Origin of the sequence: Streptomyces nigrescens (assembly GCF_027626975.1) — a bacterium.
GTDB lineage: Bacteria > Actinomycetota > Actinomycetes > Streptomycetales > Streptomycetaceae > Streptomyces > Streptomyces nigrescens.
Genome location: NZ_CP114203.1, coordinates 720,663 through 742,864, shown reverse-complemented (window position 1 = coordinate 742,864; position 22,202 = coordinate 720,663). Strand labels below are relative to the sequence as shown.

Here is a 22,202-nt window from a genome sequence, read left to right as displayed (position 1 = left end):
CCGGTCAGGAACCGGGCCGGCCGTCCAGGGACGCGAGCACCTCGCGGCGCAGGGCGACCGTCGCCGGATCGCTGTGCGCCCCGCGCAGACGTGGCCGCGGTACGTCCAGCACCCGGCCGGAGCCCAGCAGCGCGACCCGGTCGCCCAGGAACAGCGCCTCGTCCACGTCGTGGGTGACGAAGACGACGGTCGCGTGGGTGCCGCTCAGCGCCGTCACCAGCAACTGCTGCATACCGGCCCGGGTCTGTGCGTCGAGCGCACCGAACGGTTCGTCCATCAGGACCGCGCGCGGCCGCCCGGCCAGCGCCCGGGCCAGCTGGGTGCGCTGCCGCTGGCCGCCGGAGACCTGGTGCGGCAGCCGGGCGGCGTGCTCGGTGAGCCCGACCCTGGCCAGCCAGTCATCGGCCCGCGCCCGGCGCTGCGCGCGGGCCACTCCCCGGATGGCCAGCGGGAGTTCCACATTGGCCCGCAGACCGCGCCAGGGCAGCAGCGCGTCCTCCTGGAAGACCAGCGCCCGGTCGGCGGCGGGTCCCCCGACCGGCTCGCCGTCCTGGGTCAGCCGGCCACCGAGGAGCGGCAGCAGACCGGCCAGCGTGCGCAGCAGGGTGGATTTGCCGCAGCCGGACGGCCCGACGACGGTGAGGATCTCGCCCGCGGCGACATCGAGGTCCAGGTGGTCGAGGACGGGGGCACCGGGGCGGCCGAGCGCGGCGTCGTCCAGGGTCAGCCGGAGGCCCGGTGCGGCTGTCTGCGCCGGGGCCGCCGGAGTGGTTTCGGTACTGGTCATGACGGCTCCCCGACTGTCGTCCGGACCGTCCGCCACCGGGCCCGGCCGCCCGCCGACGCCCCCGGGCCGCGCTCAGTGCGCGGCAGCCAGCGCGTCAGCCGCCGCCCCAGCCGTTCCACCACCGTGGAGGTGAGCCGGCCGAGCAGACCGATGGTGGCCATCCCGACGAAGACCCCCGGGTAGTCGACGATGGTGTAGTCCTGCCAGGTGCGATAGCCCACGCCGTACTCGCCGGAGATCATCTCGGCGGAGATCACACAGATCCACGAGACACCGATGCCCACCGACAGTCCGCCGAGGATGCCGGGCAGCGCCCCCGGCAGCACCACCGACCGCAGTACCCGCCACCGGCCGCCGCCCATGGTGCGGACCGCCTCCTCCCAGACGGGCGTCAGCGCCTGGACCGCGTGCCGGGTGGAGACCGTGACCGGGAAGAACGCGGCGGTGAACGTGATGAAGACGATGCCCTGTTCATTGCTGGGGAACAGCAGGATCGCCACCGGCACCAGCGCGATCGCCGGTATCGGGCGCAGCACTTCGAGCAGCGGTCCGCACAGATCGGAGACGACGGGGGAGCGGGCGAGAGCGGTGCCGATTGCGACGCCGAGGACGGCCGCGAGGGCGAAGCCGCCGACGATCCGGGTCAGGCTGTCGGAGACGTCCTGCCAGTACGTGGCGGTGCCCAGCCGGCGGGCGAATTCACGGGCCGTCTCGGCGACCGTCGGGAACTGGGAGAACCGCAGCCACAGGTTCACCCGGAACTGGGCGAGCAACTGCCACCCGGCGAGCGCCGCGAGGACCGCGGCGGTGATCCGGGCGTAGCGGATCCAGTTCCCTCGGCGCGGGCCGGTCCGTCCCGTGCGGCCGGCCGTTGTGGCGGGCGCGCTCACCGGGCCTGCTCCAGAGCGGCGGCGTAGCTGAGGGTGCGGGCACTGCGGTGCTGCCGCGTCCAGGCGTCGGCGGTGGCCCGGGTGGCGAAGGGCAGCAGTCGTGCGCCGTCGCGGACCCAGACCGACTTGTCGGCGAACCAGCGGCTGCCGGTCGTCGTATCGGCCACATACGCGGCACGCACTCTGCCGCGATGCCCGGCGACGAACCGGAGCAAGGCCTGCGGGCCGGCGAAGGAACGGGTCGGGTCCGCGCCGCGCAGCCACACCTCGTCGGGCGACGGATGCGCCGTGGTGCGCACGGCCCGGGGGTAGTCCTTGCCGTAACTCTGTTTGACGAAGCGGTCGTTGACGAAGGAGTCGACGTCGACCGGCTCGGTCAGCTTCGCCGCGCGCAGCACGGGGACGTCCTTCTTCAGCGCGTCGATCAGTTGCGGCTTGAGGGTGGGATCGAAGGTGGCGATACCGCCGGCGCCGTTGTAGAGGTAGACCACCTCGGGCGGCAGCCCGGTGGCCTCGGCGACGCGCTGCGCGGCATCGACGGGGTGGCTCTGCAGATAGCGGGTCGCGTCCCGCTGTGCGGTGAGGAACGCCCGCACCACGGCCGGGCGCCGGGTGGCGAACGCGTCCCGTACGGTCACCCCGTGGAAGGTGGGCAGGCCGAGCGCGCCCCCGTCGTAGAGCGCCCGTGCCTTGCCCTGGAAGGCGAGCAGCCCCGGCCAGGCCACGAACTGCGACAGGGCGTCCGCGCTGCCCGACTGGAGCGCCGAGGCCCCCACCGCCGGCTGCTGGTTGAGCTTGTGGATGTCCTGCTCCGGATCGAGTCCGGCCCGCTGCAGGGCCCGCACCAGAGTGCCGTCCGACGCCGAGCCGACGCTGCTGGAGACCTTCTTGCCGCGCAGGTCCCGCAGCGAGCGCAGCGTGGAACCGGGCTTGGTGACAATGGTGTTGAGCGCCCCGCGCAGGTTGTAGCCGGTCACCGAGACCAGCCGGGTGGGGGCGTGCAGCTGTGTGCCGCGGGCGGCGTTGATCAGCAGCGGGAAGTCGCCCATCGAGCCGATGTCGACCTTCCCGGCGACCATCTGCGCGGTGATCGGCGCACCGGTCGCGTAGTCCTGCCACCGCACCTTGTACACCTTGCCGTCCCGCTTGCCCTGGGCGCGCAGCGCACGCTCGAAGGAGCCGAGTGCGCGCAGCAGGGTGCCGGCGGTGACCGTGTTGATGGTCTTGGACTGGTAGCCGACGGTCACGGTGACGGTCTTGCCGTCCGAGGCGTCCGCGGGCGTACCGCAGGCGCTCAGCGAGCCCAGCAGCAGCGCGGACACCAGCGCCGCGGTGAGCGCACGGCGACGGGCCGGGTGCGGTGCGGCTGAGGGGGCGGCGGTGGACGGTGAGGGGGACGGCGGGAAGGGGGAGCCCGTGAATCGGGAGCTCATGAACGGGGGCCTCTCATCGCAGCAGATAGGGCATGTTGACCGTGACCGCGCCGGTGGGACAGCGCGCGGCGCACGGGCCGCAGTACCAGCACTCGTCGACGTGCATGTACGCCTTGTTGCTCGCCGGGTCGATGGCGAGCGAGTCCAGCGGGCACATGTCGACGCACAGCGTGCAGCCGTCGATGCACTTCGACTCGTCGATGGTCACGGGCACGTCGGCGCGTTGGGGCGTAAGAGGCATGGGGGTCTCCAGAGCATGGCGGGGAGCGGAGGAGGGCGGGGAGGGGCGCGGGCGGGGGAGTGGCTCAGAGCGTGCGGCGCAGCAGGCCCCGCATGGTGAGGCGATCGCCGCGGAAGCGGATGAACTCCAGGTCGACGGGGGCGCCGTCGGCGAGATGGGTGAGACGTTCGAGCATCAGCACCGCGGTGCCGCGCGGCGCCTCCAGCACGGCGGCGGAGTGCGCATCGGCATTGACGGCCTCCAGGGTGATCTCGGCGGTGCCCAGGGGCTGTCCGGCGGTCTCCTCGATCAGCCGGAAAACGTCGTTGTTCTCCAGATCGGCGTCGAGCAACGGCAGCCCGATGTGCATCGGGACATAGGTCAGGTCCAGCGACAGCGGCAGGCCGTCCAGCCGGCGCAGCCGTTCCACGTAGAGCACCTCGGAACGCGGCGGGATCCGCAGCCGGTCCGCCACCGGGGCCGGAGCCGGGACCGGGCTGATCGTGCGCACCTCATTGGTGACCCTGCCGTGCGGGTGCAGGGTCTCGGCGAGACCCATCAGCCGGTCGAGCGCATGCGGGTACTTCTGGCAGACCACCACCGTGCCCACCCCCGGCTGACGCTCCACGAGCTGTTCGGCGCGCAGCAGATCGAGGGCCTGGCGGACGGTGTTGCGGGACACGCCGTAGTCCGCGCCGATCACCTCCTCGTGCGGCAGTACGCCGCCGGGGAAGCCGCCCCCGAGGACCTGGTGGCGCAGCAGGTCGGCGAGCTGCCGGGCGCGGTCAGCGCGGAGCCGGCGACGGCGCGCGGCCGCTACCGGGGTCGTGTGCTGGCGGGTGCGTTCGGCTGGCATGCGGTGGACCATACCGACGAGATCCGGCCAGTGGTGTTGCCGCAGTGTTGCGCCACCTACCGCCGGGTGGGACGCGGCTGTGACCTGGCGGTTCGCGGCTGAGACGACAAGATCTGCCACTCCGGGGGCAGCCGCCCGGAGCCCGGGAGACGCTCGCCCGGCACCCCGGATCGGTCACCCCGGCAGACGGGAAGCATCCGTCCGGCCCAGCGAATGCGGCCCTCCGGCGCCCGTGTCGCCGGGCGGTCCGCGCCGGCCGCCGGATAGCGTCGAAGACCGGTACAGCGCCGCCCCGCCGCCGCCCGACCACGTGGCGCGGGCCCCGCCCGGGTGCCCGGGTGGCCGACGAGGAGGTGGGCCGTGGCCACGTGGCCGGCCGTGCTGTTCGCACTGCTCGCGGCGGCCAGCAATGCGCTGGCCACCGTCCTCCAGCGGCGCGCCGCCCGTACGGTGCCGCTGTCCGCCGGGCTGCGCCTCGGTCTGCTCGTCGATCTGCTGCACCGGGCCGTCTGGCTCGGCGGGATGCTCGCCGTCGTCGCCGCGGCCTGCTTCCAGGCGCTGGCCCTGTCGCAGGGCGCGCTGTCGGTGGTGCAACCCCTCTTCGTCCTCGAACTGCCCCTCGCCCTGCTCATCGGACGGGTCCTGCTCGGCGGCCAGATCTCCCGCTCCGGCTGGATCGGTGTGGGGCTGCTCGTCGTCGGACTCGGATCCGCCCTCGCCGCCGCCGCGCCCACCATCGGCACCACCCACGCCCCCTTCGACCGCTGGGTGCCCGCCCTGGTGGTCTGCGCCGGGGTGATGGCCACGGCGGTCGGTGCCGCGCTCCGCCGCGGGGCGGGCGGCGTACGGGCCGCCTGCTTCGCCGGGGCGACAGCGGTCGGGTACGCCCTGACCGCGGCCATGCTGAAGGACGCCACCCACGCCTGGCAGACCGGCGGCCCCGCCGCGTTCTTCAGCACATGGCAGACCTACGGTTTCGCCGCCACCGGCGTACTGGCCATCTTCCTCCTGGAGAACGCCATGCAGTCGGGCCCGCTGACCGCCTCGCAGCCGGTCCTCACTCTTGGCGACGCGCTGGTGAGCCTGTCGCTGGGCGTCACCCTGTACGACGAACGGGTCCGGACCGGCTGGTGGCTGCTGCCCGAGGCGCTGGGCGTCGGGCTGGTCCTGTGGGGCGCCGTGCTGCTCTCCCGCGTCGCACTGGTCCGGGATCTGACAGATACTCAGGACCAGGCGCCGGCCGCCGCCCGCGACCGCGGTACGGCGCCCGGACCGGCGGACACCTGAGCGCCGCGCGCCGCCCGAAGCTCCCGGGCACGGCCGCTCCCGGGAGCCGCCGCCTCACAGCATGACGTGCTTGACCTGGGTGTAGCCCAGCAGGCCTGCGAGGGACAGATCGCTGCCGTAGCCGGAGTGCTTGACCCCGCCGTGCGGCATCTCCGACACCGTGGTGCCATGGGTGTTCACCCAGACGATCCCGGTGTGCAGGGCGCGGGTGGCCCGCATCGCCCGCGCATGGTCGCCGGTCCACACGCTCGCCGCCAGACCGAACCGGACTCCGTTCGCCAGCCGGAGGGCCTCGGCCTCGTCGGTGAAGGGCTGCACCGTGACGACCGGGCCGAAGATCTCCTCCTGCACGATCTCGTCGCTCTGGCGCACTCCGGCAACGACCGTGGGGGAGTGGAACCAGCCCGGCCGCTCCGGTGCCGTACCTCCCGTCACCACCTCGGCATGCGCCGGCAGACGACTCAACAAGGCCTGTACGGAGCCCAGTTGGGCCGCGCTGTTGAGCGGGCCGTAGTCGGCGGCCGGATCGTCGGGCGGCCCGGTCCGCAGCGACTGCGCGGCCGCCCCGAACGCGGCCACGAAGGCGTCGTAGCGGCGGTGGTGGACCAGGAACCGGGTGGGAGCGGTGCAGTCCTGGCCGGCGTTGTAGTACGCCACGGCCGCGAGCTCGGCAGCGGTGGCCTCGGCGTCCACGTCCTCATGGACCAGGACCGGCGCGTTGCCGCCCAGTTCCAGATGCACCCGTTTCAGGTCCGCCGCGGCGGAGGCGGCGATCTCCTGCCCGGCCCGGACACTGCCGGTGACGGCGACGAGCCGGGGCACCGGATGCGCCGTCAGGGACCGCCCGGTGTCACGGTCCCCGCAGACCACATTCAGCACACCGGGCGGCAGATGTTCCGCGGCGATCCGGGCCAGCAGCGAGGCGGAGGACGGGGTGGTGTCGGCGGGCTTCAGGACGGTGGTGTTGCCTGCCGCGAGCGCCGGGGCGACCTTCCACGCGGCCATCATCAGCGGGTAGTTCCAGGGGGTGATCTGGGCACAGACGCCGACCGGTTCGCGGCGCAGCACCGACGTACGGCCCTCGGTGTACTCGGCGGCGGCCGCCCCCGGCAGCTGGCGCGCCGCCCCCGCGAAGTAGCGGAAGGTGTCGATGACCGCGGGCAGTTCCTCGGTGCGGAACTGCTCCGGCGGCTTCCCGGTGTCCCCGACCTCGGCGGCCACCAGGGCGTCGGCGTGCTCCTCGACCGCGTCGGCGATCCGCAGCAGTGCCCGCTGCCGCTCGGCGGGGGTGGTCAGTGACCAGCGGGCGAGGGCGGTCTCCGCGGCGGTGCAGGCCGCGTCGGTGTCGGACGGACCGGAGCGCGGGGCACTGCGGTGCACCTCGCCGGTGGCGGGGTTGACCAGGTCCGTCGTCGCGCCGGATGCCGCCGGGCGGTCCGTCCCCGCGAGGTGGTTGAGGACCGGGACGGGGGTGGTGTCCTCAGCCATGGCGCAGCACCTCCCGCGCCGTATCGCGGCCGGTGCGCACCGCGCCCTCCATGTACCCGGCGACCCACTGGTCGGACCCGCAGACGTAGAACGGCGGTTCATGGGTGCCGTGCAGCGGGCCGACGGCCATGACATCGCCGGGGTTCCACTGTGTGACGTACCCCTGGGTCCAGGGATCGGTGCCCCACAGCCGCAGATACGACGTGAACGGCTGGAAGGCCTGGGCACCGTAGAGCCGGGCCACGTCCGAGAGCAGCTCGTGGTCCCGTACCGGGGCGGGCATGCCCAGCAGGACGCCGTACCGCTCGGGAGGGATCAGCGCGGAGAGGATGCCCTCGCTCTGCGGCCAGGTGCTGCCGAGCACCCCTTCGCATTCGGACAGGCCGTTGAGGTCCAGGCCGCGCCAGAAAGGCTTGTCGTAGGCCGCGGCGAACTTGGCCGCGACGGCCTGCCGCTGGCGGTGCAGCGAGGCGAGCCGGGCCTCGGAGACGCCGGTGAAGGCGACCGAGCGGAGCGGACCGACCGGCAGCGCGCTGACCACGGCGTCCGCCGTCAGACTCTCCCCGCCGGCCAGCCGCACCCGGCAGCCTCCCGGGCGCACCGCCACCTCCTCGACGGCCGCTTCGAGCCGGATGCGCCGGCCGAGTTCCGTGGCCATCCGCAGCGCCACCGTCGCCGAGCCCTCGGCCACCCGCAGGCCTTCCCAGTCCTCGTAGGCGTAGGGGTCGTCACCGGGGACCGCGGCGTGTTTGCGCAGCGCGGCGAGCAGGGAGGTGCGCTCGTAGGAGCCGCTGGCCAGGGCGAGTTGGCCGATTTCCCAGAGCCGTACGACGGCCGGGCTCGCCCCTTCGCCGCGCAGCCAGGCACCGACCGACAGCCGGTCGAGGGCCGTGGCCTGCGGATGGGACCACGGGTCCTCGGGGTCCACGGTCCGGGCCAGCGCGACGAAGGCGTCGGTGACCTTCCGGTGGCAGGCCTCGTCACCGGGCCCGAACCAGTGCGGCGGGTCGCCGGCCGAGACCCCTTCCGCGGTGGCCCGCGCCATCCGGCCGGGCTCGGCGACATAACTGGGGATGAGGGTGAGGCCGAGCTCCGCGGCGAGGGCGAGGTAGGCAGTATGGGCCCGGCCGACCACCTCTCCGCCGAGCTGAACCAGCCGGCCGTCGGGCAGCACGGCCTGCTCGACGCGTCCGCCGACCCGGTCGCGGGCTTCGAGGACGAGGACGTCGGCACCGGCCGCGCTCAGGTCCCGCGCCGCGGCGAGCCCGGCGAGACCGGCACCGAGCACGATGACATCGTGGTTCATGAGGGAGCGTTCCTTTGCTGTCGGCGGGCGGCTGGTGCGGGCGCACCAGGCCTGGTCGAGGGGGCGGGGGCCGCAGTGGGGCCTAGGGCCTGTCCGATGGGTCAGGCGCCGCGGACCGGCCCTGACCCATCGGACAGGCCCTAATCCAGGACCAGGCAGTGCTCGGGCTTCCAGCCGATCTCCACGCTCTCGCCGCCGCTCCAGCGGTCCTCCATGCGCGAGCGGTCGGTGTTCTGCTCCAGTACGGACACCGTGACGCCGGGGGCGAGTTCGATCAGATAGGTGGTGGTGGGGCCGGAGTAGACGGTCTCCCGGACCACGCCGTGCACCAGCGCCATGCCCGGTTCGAAATCGGAGAGCCAGATCTTCTCGGGCCGTATCGACAGGCTGACGCTGCTGCCGTCGGAGACGCCGGTGCGGTCGCCGACCGGCAGCGCGGGGCCGCAGTCGAGGACGACCTGCCCGTCGCGGTAGGTGCCGGGGACGAGATTGGACGTCCCCATGAAGGAGGCGACGAACCGGCTCGCGGGGCGTTCGTAGACGTCCTCCGGCGTCCCGCACTGCTCCACATGGCCCTCGTTCATCACCGCCACCCGGTCCGACATGGTCAGTGCCTCGTCCTGGTCATGGGTGACGAAGACGAAGGTGATGCCGACCTCGCGCTGGATCTGCTTGAGTTCGACCTGCATCCGCCGCCGGAGCTTGAGGTCGAGCGCGGCCAGCGGCTCGTCGAGCAACAGGACCTGAGGCCGGTTGACCAGGGCGCGGGCCAGGGCCACCCGCTGACGCTGCCCGCCGGAGAGCGTACGGGGCTTGCGGTCGCCGAGGCCGCCGAGCTGCACCCGGTCGAGCATGGCGCCGACCCGCTCGCGGATCTCGGCCCGGCCGACGCCCTTGCGCTTGAGGCCGAAGGCCACGTTGTCGGCCACCGAGAGATGGTCGAAGAGGGCGTAGCTCTGGAACACCGTATTGACGTTGCGCTTGTCCGGCGGGAGCGCGGTCACGTCCTCACCGCTGAGCAGGATGGTGCCCGCGGTGGGGTCGGTGAAGCCGCCGATCATCCGCAGCGAGGTGGTCTTGCCGCAGCCGGACGGGCCCAGAAGGGAGAAGAACTCGCCGGGTGCGATGTCCAGGGAGAGGTCCTGCACAGCGGAGGAACTTCCGTAGCTCTTGCTGATGTTGTCGAGCCGGACGGCGGGCGGGTCGCCGGTCGGGGCCGCGCCGGCGGAGGGGGCGTCGGAGGAGGTCATGGGTGTCACTTCCCGGAGAGCAGATCGAGGCCACCGCGGCGGCCGAACAGACGCGGGATGGCCAGGGCGAGCCCGATGAGGCCGATGGAACCGGCGAGCATCAGCGTGCCGACCGCATTGATGGTGGGCTGTACGCCGAACCGGATCGCCGAGTAGATGCGGACGGACAGCGGCTGCGGGTCCACGCCGGTGGTGAAGTAGGCCAGCACGAAGTCGTCGAAGACCAGGGCGAAGATGAGCACCGCCGAGGCCAGGATGCTGGGCAGCAGCGCGGGCAGGGTGACCAGCCGCAGGGCCTGCCAGCGGGTGGCGCCCAGGTCCATCGCCGCCTCCTCGACCTCCGGATTGAGGGCGGCGATCCGCGAGCGCAGGATCACCGTCACATAGGAGATGGAGAAGGTGATCTCCGCGAGCATCACGGTGCCGGAGGAGAGGGTGATGTCCATGCCCTTGAAGAGCAGCATCGCGGCGACACCGGTGACGATCTCCGGGGTGATCAGCGGGACCAGCATGATCAGGCCGGCCAGCGAGCCGAGCCGGGTACGGCAGCGCACCAGCCCCAGGGCCAGTGCCACTCCCAGGACCACCGAACCCGCCATGGCCACCAGGGAGACCCGCAGGCTCATGCCGAGCGACTCGATCAGCACGTTGTCGTGGAAGAAGGCGGAGTACCAGCGGAGGCTGAAGCCCTTGAAGACGGTGAGGGACTTCTGGCCGTTGAAGGAGAAGAGGACGACGACGCCGATGGGGAGGTAGAGGAGGAGGAAGAAGAGGGTGGTGACGGTGAGGGCGAGCCGGGGCCTGCGGTCGGTGCCGCGGCGGTGCAGGCGGCGCGGGGGGCGAAGCGTCATCGGGCGGCCTCCGCCTCGTCCTTGCGGGTGCGCCGCAGATAGCCGAGCATTCCGATGAAGAGCACCGCCATCATCAGCATGGTGAGGGCGGAGCCGAGCGGCCAGTTCTGGCCCTGGAAGAACTTGTCCTGGATCAGGTTGCCGATCATGATCTGGTCCGGCCCGCCCATCAGCTGGGCGCTCACGAAGTCGCCCATGGCGGGCAGGAAGACCAGGACGGCGCCCGCGGCCGCGCCCTGCCGGGTCGCCGGGAGGGTGACGAAGAAGAAGGTCCGCAACGGCCCTCCGTACAGATCGCGTCCCGCCTCGATCAGCGAGAGGTCCATCCGCTCCAGCGCCGCGTACAGCGGGATGATCATGAAGACGATGAAGCCGTAGACGAGCCCGGCGATGACGCCGACCCCGCTCTGCAGGATCTTGGTGTGCCCGTCGGCGAGTCCGACCGCGCGCAGCGCCTTCAGCACCGGGCCACCGTCGGACAGCACCACGGACCAGCCGTACATCCGCACCAGGTAGTTGGCGAAGAACGGGACGACGATCGCGGCGATCAGCAGGTTCTTGAACCGCCCGCCGTGCAGGGCGATCGAGTAGGCCACGGGATAGGCCACGATCAGGCAGACGACGCAGGCGATCAGCGCGAAGCCCAGCGAGCGCAGCAGCACGATGCGGTAGGCCGGGTCGGCCATCGCCGCGATGTTGTCGAAGTTGAAGCCGAACCGCGGGTTGCCGAGGGGGTCGGTGGTGCCCAGGGCCAGGGTGGCCACGAGGATCAGGGAGGCGATGAGAAACCCGGTCATCCACAGGGTGCCGGGGAGCATGAGCCAGGTCCACAGCCGGGTGCCGGACGCGGAGCGCCCGCGGCGGTCCCGGAGTGCCCCGGAGGGGGTGCGTTGTGCCATGTCAGCCGGCTTTCACGTGGGTCCAGGCGGTATCGCGGGCCTGCTCGCCCTTCGAGGACGCATTGCGGAAGAAGAGGTCGGCCTTGAGGTCGTCGGGGGCGACCAGGCACTGCGGGAACGGCTTCACGATCGCGGCGTAGACGTCCTCGCTGCCGCCGACCGGCATGGGGTAGCCGATGTACCGGATGTTCTTGCGCACGTTCTCGGGTCTGAGCATGTAGTCGATGAAGAGCATCGCCGTGCCGGGGTGGCGGGCGTTGACGGGGATCGCGTAGCAGTCCGAGTTGATCGGCGCGCCCTCCCGGGCGACCTCGAAGCCGAGCACGGACGGGTCCTTGGCCTGTCCGAGCATGGCGGCCATATCGCCGCTCCAGGCCTGGGTCATCACCGCGTTGCCGTTGAGCAGGTTGTTGTAGCTGTCGCTGGAGAAGCCGCGCAGCCGGGGGCGGAGGCTCTGCAGCGTGGCGGTGATCCGGGCGAGGTCGCGTTCATCGGAGGTGCCGATGTCCAGGCCCAGTTTGAGCGCCGCCATCCCGAGCACCTCGTCGCGGTCGTCGAGGACGAAGACCTGCCCCCTGGCCCGGGCGTTCCACAGGTCGCCCCAGGAGCCGGCCAGGTCGTCGCCCATTCGGTCCTTCCGCCAGCCGATGCCCGTCTTGTACATGGTGAACGGGACGGTGTGCGCGGAGTGGTGGTCGTACCAGGGGTCGGCGAAGTAGCGGTACCGGCTGAACACCGCGTCGGCGTGCGGCAGTTGGGAGTGGTCGATACGGCGCAGCCGCCCGCCGTCGGCCAGCCGCTGCGCCCATTTCGCGGTGGGGAAGATGATGTCGTAGCGGTTCCCGGCGTTGAGCTTGGCGGCCATGCCCTCCATCGAGTCGAAGTTCGACTGGATGACCTTGACGCCGTATTCCTTCTCGAATCCGTCGAAGACCGCCGGGGCGACGAAGTCCGCCCAGTTGAAATACACCAGGTCGCCGTCCACCTTGACGTCGATCGGCCGGTCCGGGTCGCCGAAGGCGTTGCGGCCCTCCGGCAGAAAGCCGCATCCGGCCAGACCGAGGCCGAAGGCCGCGGCGACGCCCGAGCGCAGAAACGCGCGCCGGGACGGAGGTGGGGGTTCCTCGGGGGACATGAGGTCCTCTCCGTAGGGGATGAGCGCTGCTTCAGGGAGCGGTCACGGATGCACGGAAGCCCTGTCCTCCGTGCGGGACCTGTCAGCCGTGGCGCGGGGCGTCGCGCGCCGAGGGGGACGGCTCATGGCGCTGTCTCACCGGTGGGGGTCAGCGCATCGCGCCACCGAGGTCGGTGCGTACCCGGTCGGCGAACCAGCCGACCGCGGCTTCCCGGCGGGACAGGGGGCCCGGCTCGAAGCCCGGGGTGCCGAGGCCTTTCTGCACCCGGGCCACCAATTCGGCGTCTTCGTCATTGGTGATCCAGCCGATGTGGATGTTGAGCCGGCGCGCGAGCCGGGTCCGTGCGCTCGTCCCGCGGCGCGTGTAGAAGGCGCCGGGGACGGCCACCCGGTCGACCGCCGTCGGTATGGCGGTCCAGGCAAGCACATGGTCGGGGTAGAAGTCGATGAGTGTGTTGGGGTAGATCACCGCGTACCGCCAGACCCGCCGGTCGGCCTCGGTCAGACCCGGCATGGGGGAGGCGAGGCGCTGGTAGAGCCGCTCGGCCCAGTTCGAGGAGGGTTTGTCGCGCAGCGGTGAGGCGAAGAGGACATAGGACTCGTCGATCTCGCTCGTGTAGCCCTGGTAGTCGAGCAGGCGCATCAGCCCGGGGTGGGCGACCGGGACGTGGTAGCCCTCCAGGTAGTTGTCGACGGCGACCTTCCAGTTGGCGTGCTGTACTTCCGCGCCGGCCAGATCGTGGATACGGCTGCGTCCGACGGGCACCAGATCGGTCCCCGCGTAGTGGCCGACGGCCTCCGCCAGCCCGGCGCACTGCTCCGCCAGCGGCACGGCATCCGGGTCGAGGTTGGCGAAGACGAATCCCAGGAACGACTCGACCCGGACGGGGAAGAGACCGAGCGCGGGCTTGTCGAGGCAGGGGATCTGCCGTGCTTCGGGCGCACCGACCAGCCGTCCGTCGAGCTTGTACGTCCAGCCGTGATACGGGCAGCGGAGGGCCTTGCCGGACGCCTCGGGGGCGGAGACCAGGCGGGTGCCGCGGTGCCGGCACACATTGAGGTGCCCGGCCAGGGTGCCGTCCTCGGTACGGACGACCAGTACCTCGCGGTCGGCGACGGTGGCGGCGAGGCGTGCGCCGGGGCCGGGGAGATCGGACTCATGGCACACGAGCTGCCAGGACTTGGCGAAGAGGTGCTGCGTCTCGGCGGTGGCCGCGGCCGGGTCGGTGTAGTAGCGGGCGGGCAGTGCCTGCCCGGGGACGTCCTGTGCCGTCGGTGTCGTGGTGGCTTCGGGGTGCATCGGGGTCACTCCTCCATGCCGCACGGGGCGCCGGGGCCGGGGCGGCAGGGCGCGGTGGAAAGTCCCTGGACCGGCGCACCGGGGATCCGTGCTGACTAATTGGTCAGTCAGATTGCTGGCGGGTTTCAACGAAGTCAAGACTTGTGTCCTGACTAATTGATTAGTTAGCTTAGTGGCATCGCTGCTCCGGCGCTCCGCCGCACGGATCCCGGAAGCGAACGGGCGCATCGCGCCCCGATCCGCCGGCCGAACCCCCGCAACGGCACCTCGCCCCGGCCCCGAGCCACGGCACCGCCCCCACACCCCGCTGCCCTGACCCGAGCCGGCACCCCACCCCTCTCCCCGGAGGCACGCATGAGCGGTCGTCGGAACCTGATCTGGCTCGGGCTCACTCCCGAACCCGAACGGGAACTGCCCGCCACCGTCGCGGCCCTGCGTACCGCGCGGCGGACGGCGGACACCCCCGCGGAGGCGACCGAGGCCGAACGGCGCCGCGTCGAGCGCCTGATCCTGCACGGCACCCAGCACGGCTGGCTCCGCTATCTCGCCGAGGTGACCGGCCTGGTGACCGCGGTCGCGGCCCGTACCCGCCCCGGCGACCGCCGGGCCGCACTCCGTGCGGCAGAGGTCGTGCTCGACCACCACCGCATGCTGATCGGCCTCCCCGGACCGGGGTACGACCGGACGGCCGCGGACCGCAGCGCCCTGGAACGCGCTGTGCGCACCCTGCGCACCGCCCCACCGGACGGAGACCGAGGATGACCGGGACCGACTCCCTGATACCGCCGGGAACCCCCTCCGTGCTCGGCGCGGCACCGGGCGTGAACGAGGACGCCGGGGCGTACGTTGCCGCCGGAGGCTACCGCCGGGCGATCGGGGCGGCGGAGCTCCTCGACCGGATCGACGGCCTGCGGGGACGCGGCGGCGCCGGCTTCCCCACCGCCGCGAAACTCCGCGCCGTACGCGACGCCGGACCCCGCCCCGTCGTCGTGGCGAACGGAGAGGAAGGGGAACCCGGCTCCGTCAAGGACCGCTGGCTGCTGCGGGCCCGCCCGCACCTGGTCCTGGACGGGCTGGCGCTGGCCGCGGAGATCACCGGCGCGGAGCGCGGCTACGTCTACGTCTCCGACACCGCGGCGGGCGAACGGATCCGCCGTGCGCTCGCCGAACGCACACCCCAGCTGCCGTGCGATGTCGTCGACACCCCGCACACCTATGTCGCGGGGGAGGAGACCGCCGTGGTCCGCCGGATCAACGGCGGCCCCGCCCTCCCCACCGCCAAACCGCCCCGCCCCTACCAGCAGGGCGTCGGCGGCGCACCGACCCTCGTCGCCAACGTCGAGACCCTGGCCCGTATCGCGCTCATCGCCGCACAGCCGGACCACCGGCGCCGTACGGCCTGCGCCACCCTGGTGACGCTCGCGGGCGGCGGCGCCGAACCCCTGCTCGCCGAGGTGCCCTACGGCTGCACCCTGCGGACCCTGGCGCAGGCCCAGGGCACGCCCGAGCCGGCCGGGGCCCTCATGGGCGGCCTCTTCGGGGGGCTGATCGGTCCCGGCCGGCTCGACCTCGCGCTGGACCCCGACACCCTCGCGGCCGCGGGGACGGCACTGGGCTGCGGGGCGATCCGCTTCCTCGCCCCCGACGAATGCCCGGTCTCCCTCGTCTCCGCCGTCCTCGCCCACCTCGCCGCCGAGAGCGCCCGGCAGTGCGGCATCTGCGTCGCGGGCACCGGCTCCCTCCGCGACGCCGTCGGTGCCCTGACGAACGGCACGGCCGACTCCGGACTCCTCACCCGGCTGCAGCGCTGGTCCACTTCACTGCCCGGCCGCGGTGCCTGCGGGCTGCTCGGTGCCGCGGCGGGCACGACCGGCAGCCTCCTGCGCGCCTTCCCCGACCTGGTCCGCGCCCACCTCGACGCCCCCTGCCCGGGCTGCGCCGCGCCCGCGGACGCCGGCCGGCTCACCGTGCCCGTCCCGTACGTCGCCCGGCGGAGCGTGCCCCGCCCGCGCTCCGTCTCCTCCTCCCGCTGAAAGGACGACCGCCGTGAAACTCCGTCTCGACGCCACCCGCTGCCAGGGCTACGGCCTGTGCCAGGAACCCGCACCGGACCTCATCGACCTCGACGACTTCGGCTATGCCGCCGTCGTCGCCGACCCCGCGCCGGGCGCCTCCGAGGACGCCGCCCGGGCCGCCGCCGAGGTCTGCCCCAACTCCGCGCTCCGGCTGGAGAGGTGACCATGGGACGTGATCTGTCGGCCCTGTTCGACCCGGAGTCGGTCGCGGTGGTCGGTGCCAGTGACGACCCGGCGAAGTACGGCCATGCGGTCGCCGCCCAGGCCCTGCGGGCACCCGACCGCCGGCCCGTCCACCTCGTGAACCGCCGCGGCGGTACGGTCCTCGGGCGCACCACGGCCACCTCGCTCGCCGGGATCGGCGAACCGGTCGAACTCGTGGTGATCTCCGTACCGGGCCCCGGTTTCGAGGCCGCCGTCGACGACGCGCTCGCCTGCGGCGCACGCGCCATCGTCGGTATCACCGCCGGGTTCGCCGAGACCGGTCCCCTCGGGCTGGCCCGCCAACAGGCGATCGCCGAACGGGTGCGCGCCGCCGGCGCCGTCCTCGTCGGCCCGAACTGCCTCGGCATCGCCGACAACACCACCGAGCTCTACCTCGCCTCGGACCGCTTCGCGCCCGGCGGTATCGCCCTGCTGAGCCAGAGCGGCAACCTCGCGCTGGAACTCCACCTCCGCTGCGCCCCGCACGGTCTGGGATTCTCCCGCTTCGTCTCGCTGGGCAACCAGGCCGATGTCACCCTCGTCGACCTCATCGAGGACGCCGCCCGGCACGACCCCACCCGGGCCATCGCCGTCTACGCGGAGGACTTCGGCGACGGCCGGGCCTTCGCCGAGGCGGCCGCCGCGGCGGGCAAACCGGTGGTCCTGCTCACCGCCGGGCGGGGCACCGCCTCCGCGCGCAGCGCACAGTCGCACACCGGCGCCCTGACCACCTCCTCCGACGTCGTGGCCGCCGCCTGCCGCGACGCGGGCGTCGAACTCGTCGCCACACCCCATGAGATGACCGTCGTCCTCGCCGCGCTGAACGGGGGGCGGCGCGCCACCGGACACCGCACCGCGGTCTGCACGGACGGCGGCGGCCACGGAGCCATCGCCGCCGACGCCGCCGAGTCCGCCGGGCTGGCCGTGCCCGAACTCGGGCCCGCCGCACAGCAACGGCTCAGGACGCTGCTGTGGGAACAGTCCGCGGTGGGCAACCCCGTCGACCTGGCCGGGATGGGGGAGCGGAAACCGCACTCCTACGGCGACACCGTCGGTGCTCTGCTCGCCCTGGACGAGGTCGACTCCGTCATGCTGACCGGGTACTTCGGCGGCTACTCGGCGGCGACCGGCGGTCTGGGCGGTCCGGCCGCCGAGAGCGGTACCGCGGGCGGCGGGAGCGCGCTCGCGGCGGGTGAGCTGGAAACCGCACACCAGATGGCCGTCCATACGGCACGGACCGCCAAACCCCTGGTGGTGCAGTCGATGTTCCCGGACGCCCCCAGCTGCCGGACGCTGGTGGAGGCGGGCATACCGGTCTTCGCCTCCACCGAGGACGCGGCCCGCGCGCTGGCGGCGATGACCGTGGACGGGGCCGCCGGCCCGCCCGGCGTCCGCCCGCTGCCACCGTCCGCGGCACCGCTGTCCGACCCCGGCTACCACGGTGTACGCACGCTGCTGAGCGCCGCCGGAGTGCCCTTCCCCGAGGCCCGTGAGATCACCGATGAGGCCGAACTGCTCGCCGCGGCCGACGCGTTCGAGGGCCCCTACGTCCTCAAGGCCCTCCACCTCCTGCACAAGTCCGACGCCGGCGGTGTCGCCCTCGGACTGCCGGACCGGTCCGCGCTCGTCACCGCCTTCCGGGAGATGCACGCCCGGCTCGGCGCCGCCTCCTACTCGGTCGAGGCGATGGCCGATCCGACCGACGGCGTCGAGCTGATCGTGGGGGTGAACCGTGACCCCCGGTTCGGGCCGGTCGCCATGGTCGGCCTGGGCGGGGTGCTCACCGAGGCGCTGCACGATGTCGCCTTCGCCCTGGCGCCCGTCCCCGCGGCCCGCGCCGAACAGCTGCTGACCGGGCTGCGGACCGCCGCGCTCCTCCGGGGCGTCCGCGGCCGGCCCGCGGTCGACCTGGCAGCCGCGGGGGCCGTGATCGAGCGCCTCACCACGCTCGCCGCCGCCCACCCCGAGATCACCGAGATCGAGGTCAATCCGCTGCTCGTCCGCCCGGACGGCGCCCTCGCCCTCGATGCCCGCGCCGTACTGGCCTGACGCCCGCCCACGCCCGCCCTCCCGGAGGACACCCGCCATGGACTTCCGCTACACCCCCCGACAGGCCGATCTGAAGGCCCGTGCCGCCGCCTACACCGAGTTGCTGTTCCGGTACGAGCAGCAGGCCGAGGAGGCCGGGGGACCGCTGCCCGCCGACACGGTCCGTGAGCTGACCCGGGCCGCGATCGACGCCGGTGTCTACGCCATCAACATGCCCGAGAAGTGGGGCGGCCCGGGACTGTCGCTGCTCGACCAGGTCATCGTCGAGGAGGAATTCGGCAAGGTCACCAACTGCCTGTGGGACATCCCCTGGCGGCCCGCCAACGTGCTGGCGTACGGCACCGAGGCCCAGCGGGAGAAGTACCTCCTCCCCGTCATCCGGGGCGAGCGTTTCGACGCCTTCGCGGTGACCGAACCCGGCGCCGGATCGGACCCCGCCTCGGGCACCAGCACCGCCACCCGGACCGAGGGCGGATGGCTGCTGAACGGCGAGAAGTGGTTTGTGACCTGCGGGGACATCGCCGACTTCCTGCTGGTGCAGGCCGACGCGGGCCCGGAGCGGGCCGCCACCCTCTTCTTCGTCGACAAGCAGGCACCGGGCGTACGGATGACCCGGGTGCCGCGGTTCATGCACTCCGCCGTGAACGGGCACCCCGAGTTCACCTTCACCGAGGTCTTCGTGCCCGATGACGACGTCCTCGGCGGCGTCGGCAACGGGTACGAACTCACCAAGGAATGGTTCACCGACGAACGGCTGATGATCGCGGCCCGCACCACCGGCGCCGCGGAACGGGCCCTCGGACTGGCGCGGGACCGGTCGGTGGAGCGCCGGCAGTTCGGGTCGCCGATCGCCGACTTCCAGCTGGTGCAGGGGATGCTGGCCGACTGCGCGGTGGACATCGCCGTCAACCGGGCCTACACCCACCAGGTCGCCTGGGAGGCCGACCAGCCGGGCACCGACCGCAAGGCGCTGCACGCCAAGGCCTCGACGGCCAAGCTCGCGGCGAGCGAGGCGGCGGGCCGGGTCATCGACCGCTGTGTGCAGATCTTCGGCGGTCGCGGCTATGACCGCTCGTACCCCGTCGAGCGGCTCTACCGCGAGCTGCGGGTGGACCGGATCTGGGAGGGCACCTCCGAGATCCAGCGTCTGATCATCGCCAACGAGCTCATCAAGCGCGGCACCCGCGCCCTCGACCTGCCCCTGCCCTGACCCGCGGCCACCACCCGGCCCGGCTCCCCACCGACTTCGAGGACTGACATGGACTTCCGTCTCACCCCCCGCCAGGCGGACCTCAAGCGCACCGCGCGCGAGCTCACCGAGACCCTCACCGCCTACGAAACCGACTGCGAGGAGAACAACGGCCTGACGGCGCAGGACCACGCCGCCATTCGTGACGCCGTCCTCGCCTCCGGCCTGCAGGCCGTCAACATGCCCCGGGAGTGGGGCGGCGCCGGGCTGACCATCCTGGAACAGGCCATCGTCCAGGAGGAGTTGGGGCAGCTCACCGGCGCCCTGTGGGACACCGTGTGGCGCCCCGCCAACGCCCTGCGCTTCTGCACCCCGGCACAGCGCGAGCGCTATCTCGAACCGGTCATCCGTGGCGAGCGCCGCGACTGCTACGCGGTGACCGAACCCGGGGCCGGCTCCGACCCGCAGAACCTGGCGACCACCGCGACGCGGACCGCCGACGGCTGGACACTGGACGGCGAGAAGTGGTTCGTGACCGTCGGCGACCACGCCGACTTCATGATCGTCCTCGCCGCCGCGGGCCCGGACCGGGAGCCGACGCTCTTCCTCGTCGACAAGGACACCCCCGGTATCGAGATGACGCGGGTGCCGCGCTTCATGCACACCTTCGTCTACGAGCACCCCGAATTCACCTTCACCGAGGTGCAGGTCCCTGAGGACGCCGTGCTCGGGGGCGTCGGCAAGGGCTACGACATCACCCGGTCCTGGTTCACGGAGGAACGGCTGATGATCGCGGCCCGTACGACGGGCGCCGCCGAGCGGGCCCTCCGGCTGGCGCGGGACTGGGCGGTGGAGCGCCGGCAGTTCGGGTCGCCGATCGCCGACTTCCAGCTGGTGCAGGGGATGCTGGCGGACTGCGCGGTCGATATCGCGGTCAACCGGGCCTATGCCCACCAGGTCGCCTGGGAGGTGGACGAGGGCACCGTCGACCGCAAGACCCTGCACGCCAAGGCGGCGATCGCCAAGCTCGCGGCGAGCGAGGCGGCGGGCCGGGTCATCGACCGCTGTGTGCAGATCTTCGGCGGTCGCGGCTATGACCGCTCCTACCCCGTCGAGCGGCTCTACCGCGAGCTGCGGGTGGACCGGATCTGGGAGGGCACCTCCGAGATCCAGCGTCTGATCATCGCTGGCGAACTGGTCAAGCGGGGCACGGGAGTTCTGCAGATGCCCACGCCCTGAGCCCGCGGTCACCGGGCCGGGGGCGCCCGGCCCGGTGACCCGCCGTACCCCGCCCGGCACCACCGACCCGCCGGGCGGGACCCGCGAGACGTCCCGGAACACCGGCCGAGGAGGAGCGATGTCCGAGAGAGCAGTCGACAGCATCGGGGTCGTGGGCTGCGGCCTGATGGGCTCCGGCATCGCCGAGGTGTGTGCCCGCGCGGGCCGGGAGGTGTGCGTCGTCGAGACCGGCCCGGCCGCCGCGGCCGCGGGGCTGCGCCGGATCACCGGCTCCCTGGAACGTGCCACGGCGGCCGGCAGGCTCTCCGTCCGGGACCGGGACTCCGCGCTCGCCAGGATCACGGTCACCACCGACCTGGCCGCGCTGGCCGACCGCGATCTGGTCGTCGAAGCCGTCGCCGAGGACGAGGCCGCGAAGCTGGCCGTCTTCACCCGGCTCGACGAGGTGGTCCGGCGGCCGGACGCGATCCTGGCGACCAACACCTCCTCCCTCCCCGTCATCCGCCTCGCCGCCGCCACCGCACGCCCCCAGCAGGTCATCGGCCTGCACTTCTTCAACCCCGTTCCGGTGCTGCCGCTCGTCGAGCTGGTGCCCTCCCTGCTGACCGGCGACGACACCACCCGCAGGACGCACACCTTCGCGGCCGACGTACTGGGCAAGGAGGTCGTGCACGCCGCGGACCGTGCCGGGTTCATCGTCAATGCCCTGCTCGTCCCCTATCTGCTGGACGCGGTGCGGATGGTCGAGTCCGGCGCGGCCTCGGCGGGCGATGTCGACCGGGGGATGCGGCTGGGCTGCGCCCACCCGCTGGGGCCGCTCGCGCTGGCCGATCTCATCGGCCTCGACACGACCCGGGCGATCGCCGAGTCGCTGTACGAGGAGTTCCGTGAACCGCGCTACGCGCCCCCGCCGCTGCTGGCCCGGATGGTGGAGGCGGGCCTCCTCGGCCGCAAATCGGGCCAGGGCTTCCACCGCTACCGATGAGCCCGCCCGGCGGCGGACGGCCGACGGCGGTGATGCGGGAAGATGGACGGGACGGGCCCGCCGAGCCCGCCGAGCACACCGACACCGACCCGGGGAGCACTCACGTGGCCAAGGCTGAACGCACTCTCGAAACGCGGGAACGGATCCTGTCCGCCGCGTGCGAAGTGATTGCCGAGGTCGGCTTCGAGAAGATCCGTATGCGGATGGTCGCGGAGCACGCCGGTGTGTCCACCGCCCTGCTCCACTACCACTTCGAGAACCGTGAGCGGCTCTTCGCCGAGGCGATGACCCACTCCTTCGCACAGACCGGTACGGAACTCGAACGGGACGCCGACACGGTGCCCGCCTCCGTGGTCCTGGCCCGCATCCTGCACAACATGCTGCCCACGGACCCCGAGCTGCGGCAGGACTGGCGGCTGTGGCAGGAACTGTGGGTGCGGGCCCTGCGCGACGAGACCGCCCAGCATCTCGCCGTCGACCTGTACGACCAGCTGCACACCTGGATCAGCCAGGCCATCCGGCGGGGCATCGAGTCGGGCGAGTTCACCGACTGCGATGTGGCGGAGACCAGCACGCTGCTGCTCGCACTGAGCGACGGATTCGGGATCCGGCTGATGCTGGGCGACCCACGGGTCGACCTCCCCGCCGCTCAAGCGGCCATCTGGCGGGCCGTCGCGGGAACACTCGGCGTTCCCGAGGCCTTCCCCGAGATCTGACCCCGAAGAGATCTGACTTCCTCCGCGGGCAGGCCGGCGGGGC

At 72.5% G+C, this 22,202-nt stretch carries 21 protein-coding genes; 9 read left to right on the top strand and 12 right to left on the bottom strand.

Translation table 11 applies throughout. The annotated features are described in order from the left end of the window. Positions 1 to 4: 4 nt before the first annotated feature. The 5 genes from STRNI_RS03420 to STRNI_RS03400 all read right to left on the bottom strand — a co-directional run bounded on the left by STRNI_RS03420 (position 5) and on the right by STRNI_RS03400 (position 4,186). Positions 5 to 787: an ABC transporter ATP-binding protein gene (locus STRNI_RS03420; RefSeq protein ID WP_277410517.1), complete on the bottom strand. Its 783-nt coding sequence runs from the start codon at positions 785 to 787 to the stop codon at positions 5 to 7. After that, positions 784 to 1,677: an ABC transporter permease gene (locus STRNI_RS03415; RefSeq protein WP_381845729.1), complete on the bottom strand. Its 894-nt coding sequence runs from the start codon at positions 1,675 to 1,677 to the stop codon at positions 784 to 786. The genes STRNI_RS03420 and STRNI_RS03415 overlap by 4 nt, the downstream gene beginning before the upstream one ends. Further along, positions 1,674 to 3,110 (bottom strand): ABC transporter substrate-binding protein, encoded by a 1,437-nt coding sequence (locus STRNI_RS03410; RefSeq protein ID WP_277410516.1) that lies wholly within the window; start codon positions 3,108 to 3,110, stop codon positions 1,674 to 1,676. Before STRNI_RS03410 ends, STRNI_RS03415 begins: the two co-directional genes overlap by 4 nt. Positions 3,111 to 3,123: 13 nt before the next feature. After that, positions 3,124 to 3,351, bottom strand: coding sequence for a 4Fe-4S dicluster domain-containing protein (locus tag STRNI_RS03405; RefSeq protein ID WP_026170034.1), 228 nt, complete (start codon positions 3,349 to 3,351; stop codon positions 3,124 to 3,126). A gap of 64 nt (positions 3,352 to 3,415) precedes the next feature. Beyond that, positions 3,416 to 4,186: a GntR family transcriptional regulator gene (locus tag STRNI_RS03400; RefSeq protein ID WP_026170033.1), complete on the bottom strand. Its 771-nt coding sequence runs from the start codon at positions 4,184 to 4,186 to the stop codon at positions 3,416 to 3,418. 360 nt (positions 4,187 to 4,546) lie between these two features. Here STRNI_RS03400 and STRNI_RS03395 point away from each other — a divergent pair, with 360 nt between their 5' ends. Continuing rightward, the gene (locus STRNI_RS03395) at positions 4,547 to 5,473 is read left to right on the top strand and encodes a DMT family transporter (RefSeq protein ID WP_018091990.1); all 927 of its coding nucleotides are present in this window, start codon (positions 4,547 to 4,549) and stop codon (positions 5,471 to 5,473) included. A gap of 54 nt (positions 5,474 to 5,527) precedes the next feature. Here the strand turns inward: STRNI_RS03395 and STRNI_RS03390 are convergent, their stop codons facing one another. The 7 genes from STRNI_RS03390 to STRNI_RS03360 form a co-directional block, all read right to left on the bottom strand. Beyond that, a complete protein-coding gene (locus STRNI_RS03390) occupies positions 5,528 to 6,961 on the bottom strand; it encodes an aminobutyraldehyde dehydrogenase (RefSeq protein WP_277410515.1) in 1,434 nt (477 codons plus the stop codon). Continuing rightward, entirely contained in the window at positions 6,954 to 8,267 is a 1,314-nt protein-coding gene (locus STRNI_RS03385) for a flavin monoamine oxidase family protein (protein ID WP_159484261.1), read from the bottom strand. The genes STRNI_RS03390 and STRNI_RS03385 overlap by 8 nt, the downstream gene beginning before the upstream one ends. 140 nt (positions 8,268 to 8,407) lie before the next feature. Further along, a complete protein-coding gene (locus STRNI_RS03380) occupies positions 8,408 to 9,517 on the bottom strand; it encodes an ABC transporter ATP-binding protein (RefSeq protein ID WP_277410514.1) in 1,110 nt (369 codons plus the stop codon). 5 nt (positions 9,518 to 9,522) lie between these two features. Further along, positions 9,523 to 10,368: an ABC transporter permease gene (locus tag STRNI_RS03375; RefSeq protein WP_159484257.1), complete on the bottom strand. Its 846-nt coding sequence runs from the start codon at positions 10,366 to 10,368 to the stop codon at positions 9,523 to 9,525. Further along, positions 10,365 to 11,267, bottom strand: coding sequence for an ABC transporter permease (locus tag STRNI_RS03370; RefSeq protein WP_277410513.1), 903 nt, complete (start codon positions 11,265 to 11,267; stop codon positions 10,365 to 10,367). The genes STRNI_RS03375 and STRNI_RS03370 overlap by 4 nt, the downstream gene beginning before the upstream one ends. A 1-nt stretch (position 11,268) precedes the next feature. After that, positions 11,269 to 12,402 (bottom strand): polyamine ABC transporter substrate-binding protein, encoded by a 1,134-nt coding sequence (locus STRNI_RS03365; protein ID WP_274739946.1) that lies wholly within the window; start codon positions 12,400 to 12,402, stop codon positions 11,269 to 11,271. 148 nt (positions 12,403 to 12,550) lie between these two features. After that, a complete protein-coding gene (locus STRNI_RS03360; protein WP_277410512.1) occupies positions 12,551 to 13,702 on the bottom strand; it encodes an aromatic ring-hydroxylating oxygenase subunit alpha in 1,152 nt (383 codons plus the stop codon). Between the two features lie 354 nt (positions 13,703 to 14,056). Between STRNI_RS03360 and STRNI_RS03355 the strand changes: the two genes are divergently transcribed. The 8 genes from STRNI_RS03355 (at position 14,057) to STRNI_RS03320 (ending at position 22,159) form a co-directional block, all read left to right on the top strand. Next, entirely contained in the window at positions 14,057 to 14,464 is a 408-nt protein-coding gene (locus STRNI_RS03355; RefSeq protein WP_277410511.1) for a hypothetical protein, read from the top strand. Continuing rightward, the gene (locus tag STRNI_RS03350) at positions 14,461 to 15,735 is read left to right on the top strand and encodes an NADH-ubiquinone oxidoreductase-F iron-sulfur binding region domain-containing protein (RefSeq protein WP_277410510.1); all 1,275 of its coding nucleotides are present in this window, start codon (positions 14,461 to 14,463) and stop codon (positions 15,733 to 15,735) included. The genes STRNI_RS03355 and STRNI_RS03350 overlap by 4 nt, the downstream gene beginning before the upstream one ends. Before the next feature lie 13 nt (positions 15,736 to 15,748). Further along, positions 15,749 to 15,940, top strand: coding sequence for a ferredoxin (locus STRNI_RS03345; RefSeq protein WP_093635414.1), 192 nt, complete (start codon positions 15,749 to 15,751; stop codon positions 15,938 to 15,940). Between the two features lie 2 nt (positions 15,941 to 15,942). Continuing rightward, entirely contained in the window at positions 15,943 to 18,030 is a 2,088-nt protein-coding gene (locus STRNI_RS03340; protein ID WP_277410509.1) for an acetate--CoA ligase family protein, read from the top strand. Positions 18,031 to 18,067: 37 nt separating this feature from the next. Continuing rightward, positions 18,068 to 19,240, top strand: coding sequence for an acyl-CoA dehydrogenase family protein (locus tag STRNI_RS03335; RefSeq protein WP_277410508.1), 1,173 nt, complete (start codon positions 18,068 to 18,070; stop codon positions 19,238 to 19,240). A gap of 48 nt (positions 19,241 to 19,288) precedes the next feature. After that, positions 19,289 to 20,458, top strand: coding sequence for an acyl-CoA dehydrogenase family protein (locus STRNI_RS03330; RefSeq protein ID WP_277410507.1), 1,170 nt, complete (start codon positions 19,289 to 19,291; stop codon positions 20,456 to 20,458). Between the two features lie 118 nt (positions 20,459 to 20,576). Next, positions 20,577 to 21,443, top strand: a complete 867-nt coding sequence (locus STRNI_RS03325) for a 3-hydroxybutyryl-CoA dehydrogenase (protein WP_277410506.1) — start codon at positions 20,577 to 20,579, stop codon at positions 21,441 to 21,443. Positions 21,444 to 21,547: 104 nt separating this feature from the next. Next, complete coding sequence (locus tag STRNI_RS03320) at positions 21,548 to 22,159, top strand: TetR/AcrR family transcriptional regulator (protein ID WP_093636395.1); 612 nt, start codon at positions 21,548 to 21,550, stop codon at positions 22,157 to 22,159. The last annotated feature ends 43 nt before the right edge of the window (positions 22,160 to 22,202 follow it).

Bases quoted from the DNA above. Each gene is read 5' to 3' on its own strand.
- STRNI_RS03420 (WP_277410517.1), bottom strand. From the start codon at position 787: ATGACCAGTACCGAAACCACTCCGGCGGCCCCGGCGCAGACAGCCGCA.
- STRNI_RS03370 (WP_277410513.1), bottom strand. From the start codon at position 11,267: ATGGCACAACGCACCCCCTCCGGGGCACTCCGGGACCGCCGCGGGCGC.
- STRNI_RS03335 (WP_277410508.1), top strand. From the start codon at position 18,068: ATGGACTTCCGCTACACCCCCCGACAGGCCGATCTGAAGGCCCGTGCC.
- STRNI_RS03365 (WP_274739946.1), bottom strand. From the start codon at position 12,402: ATGTCCCCCGAGGAACCCCCACCTCCGTCCCGGCGCGCGTTTCTGCGC.
- STRNI_RS03400 (WP_026170033.1), bottom strand. From the start codon at position 4,186: ATGCCAGCCGAACGCACCCGCCAGCACACGACCCCGGTAGCGGCCGCG.
- STRNI_RS03355 (WP_277410511.1), top strand. From the start codon at position 14,057: ATGAGCGGTCGTCGGAACCTGATCTGGCTCGGGCTCACTCCCGAACCC.
- STRNI_RS03350 (WP_277410510.1), top strand. From the start codon at position 14,461: ATGACCGGGACCGACTCCCTGATACCGCCGGGAACCCCCTCCGTGCTC.
- STRNI_RS03330 (WP_277410507.1), top strand. From the start codon at position 19,289: ATGGACTTCCGTCTCACCCCCCGCCAGGCGGACCTCAAGCGCACCGCG.
- STRNI_RS03340 (WP_277410509.1), top strand. From the start codon at position 15,943: ATGGGACGTGATCTGTCGGCCCTGTTCGACCCGGAGTCGGTCGCGGTG.
- STRNI_RS03385 (WP_159484261.1), bottom strand. From the start codon at position 8,267: ATGAACCACGATGTCATCGTGCTCGGTGCCGGTCTCGCCGGGCTCGCC.
- STRNI_RS03390 (WP_277410515.1), bottom strand. From the start codon at position 6,961: ATGGCTGAGGACACCACCCCCGTCCCGGTCCTCAACCACCTCGCGGGG.
- STRNI_RS03325 (WP_277410506.1), top strand. From the start codon at position 20,577: ATGTCCGAGAGAGCAGTCGACAGCATCGGGGTCGTGGGCTGCGGCCTG.
- STRNI_RS03405 (WP_026170034.1), bottom strand. From the start codon at position 3,351: ATGCCTCTTACGCCCCAACGCGCCGACGTGCCCGTGACCATCGACGAG.
- STRNI_RS03410 (WP_277410516.1), bottom strand. From the start codon at position 3,110: ATGAGCTCCCGATTCACGGGCTCCCCCTTCCCGCCGTCCCCCTCACCG.
- STRNI_RS03380 (WP_277410514.1), bottom strand. From the start codon at position 9,517: ATGACCTCCTCCGACGCCCCCTCCGCCGGCGCGGCCCCGACCGGCGAC.
- STRNI_RS03360 (WP_277410512.1), bottom strand. From the start codon at position 13,702: ATGCACCCCGAAGCCACCACGACACCGACGGCACAGGACGTCCCCGGG.
- STRNI_RS03375 (WP_159484257.1), bottom strand. From the start codon at position 10,368: ATGACGCTTCGCCCCCCGCGCCGCCTGCACCGCCGCGGCACCGACCGC.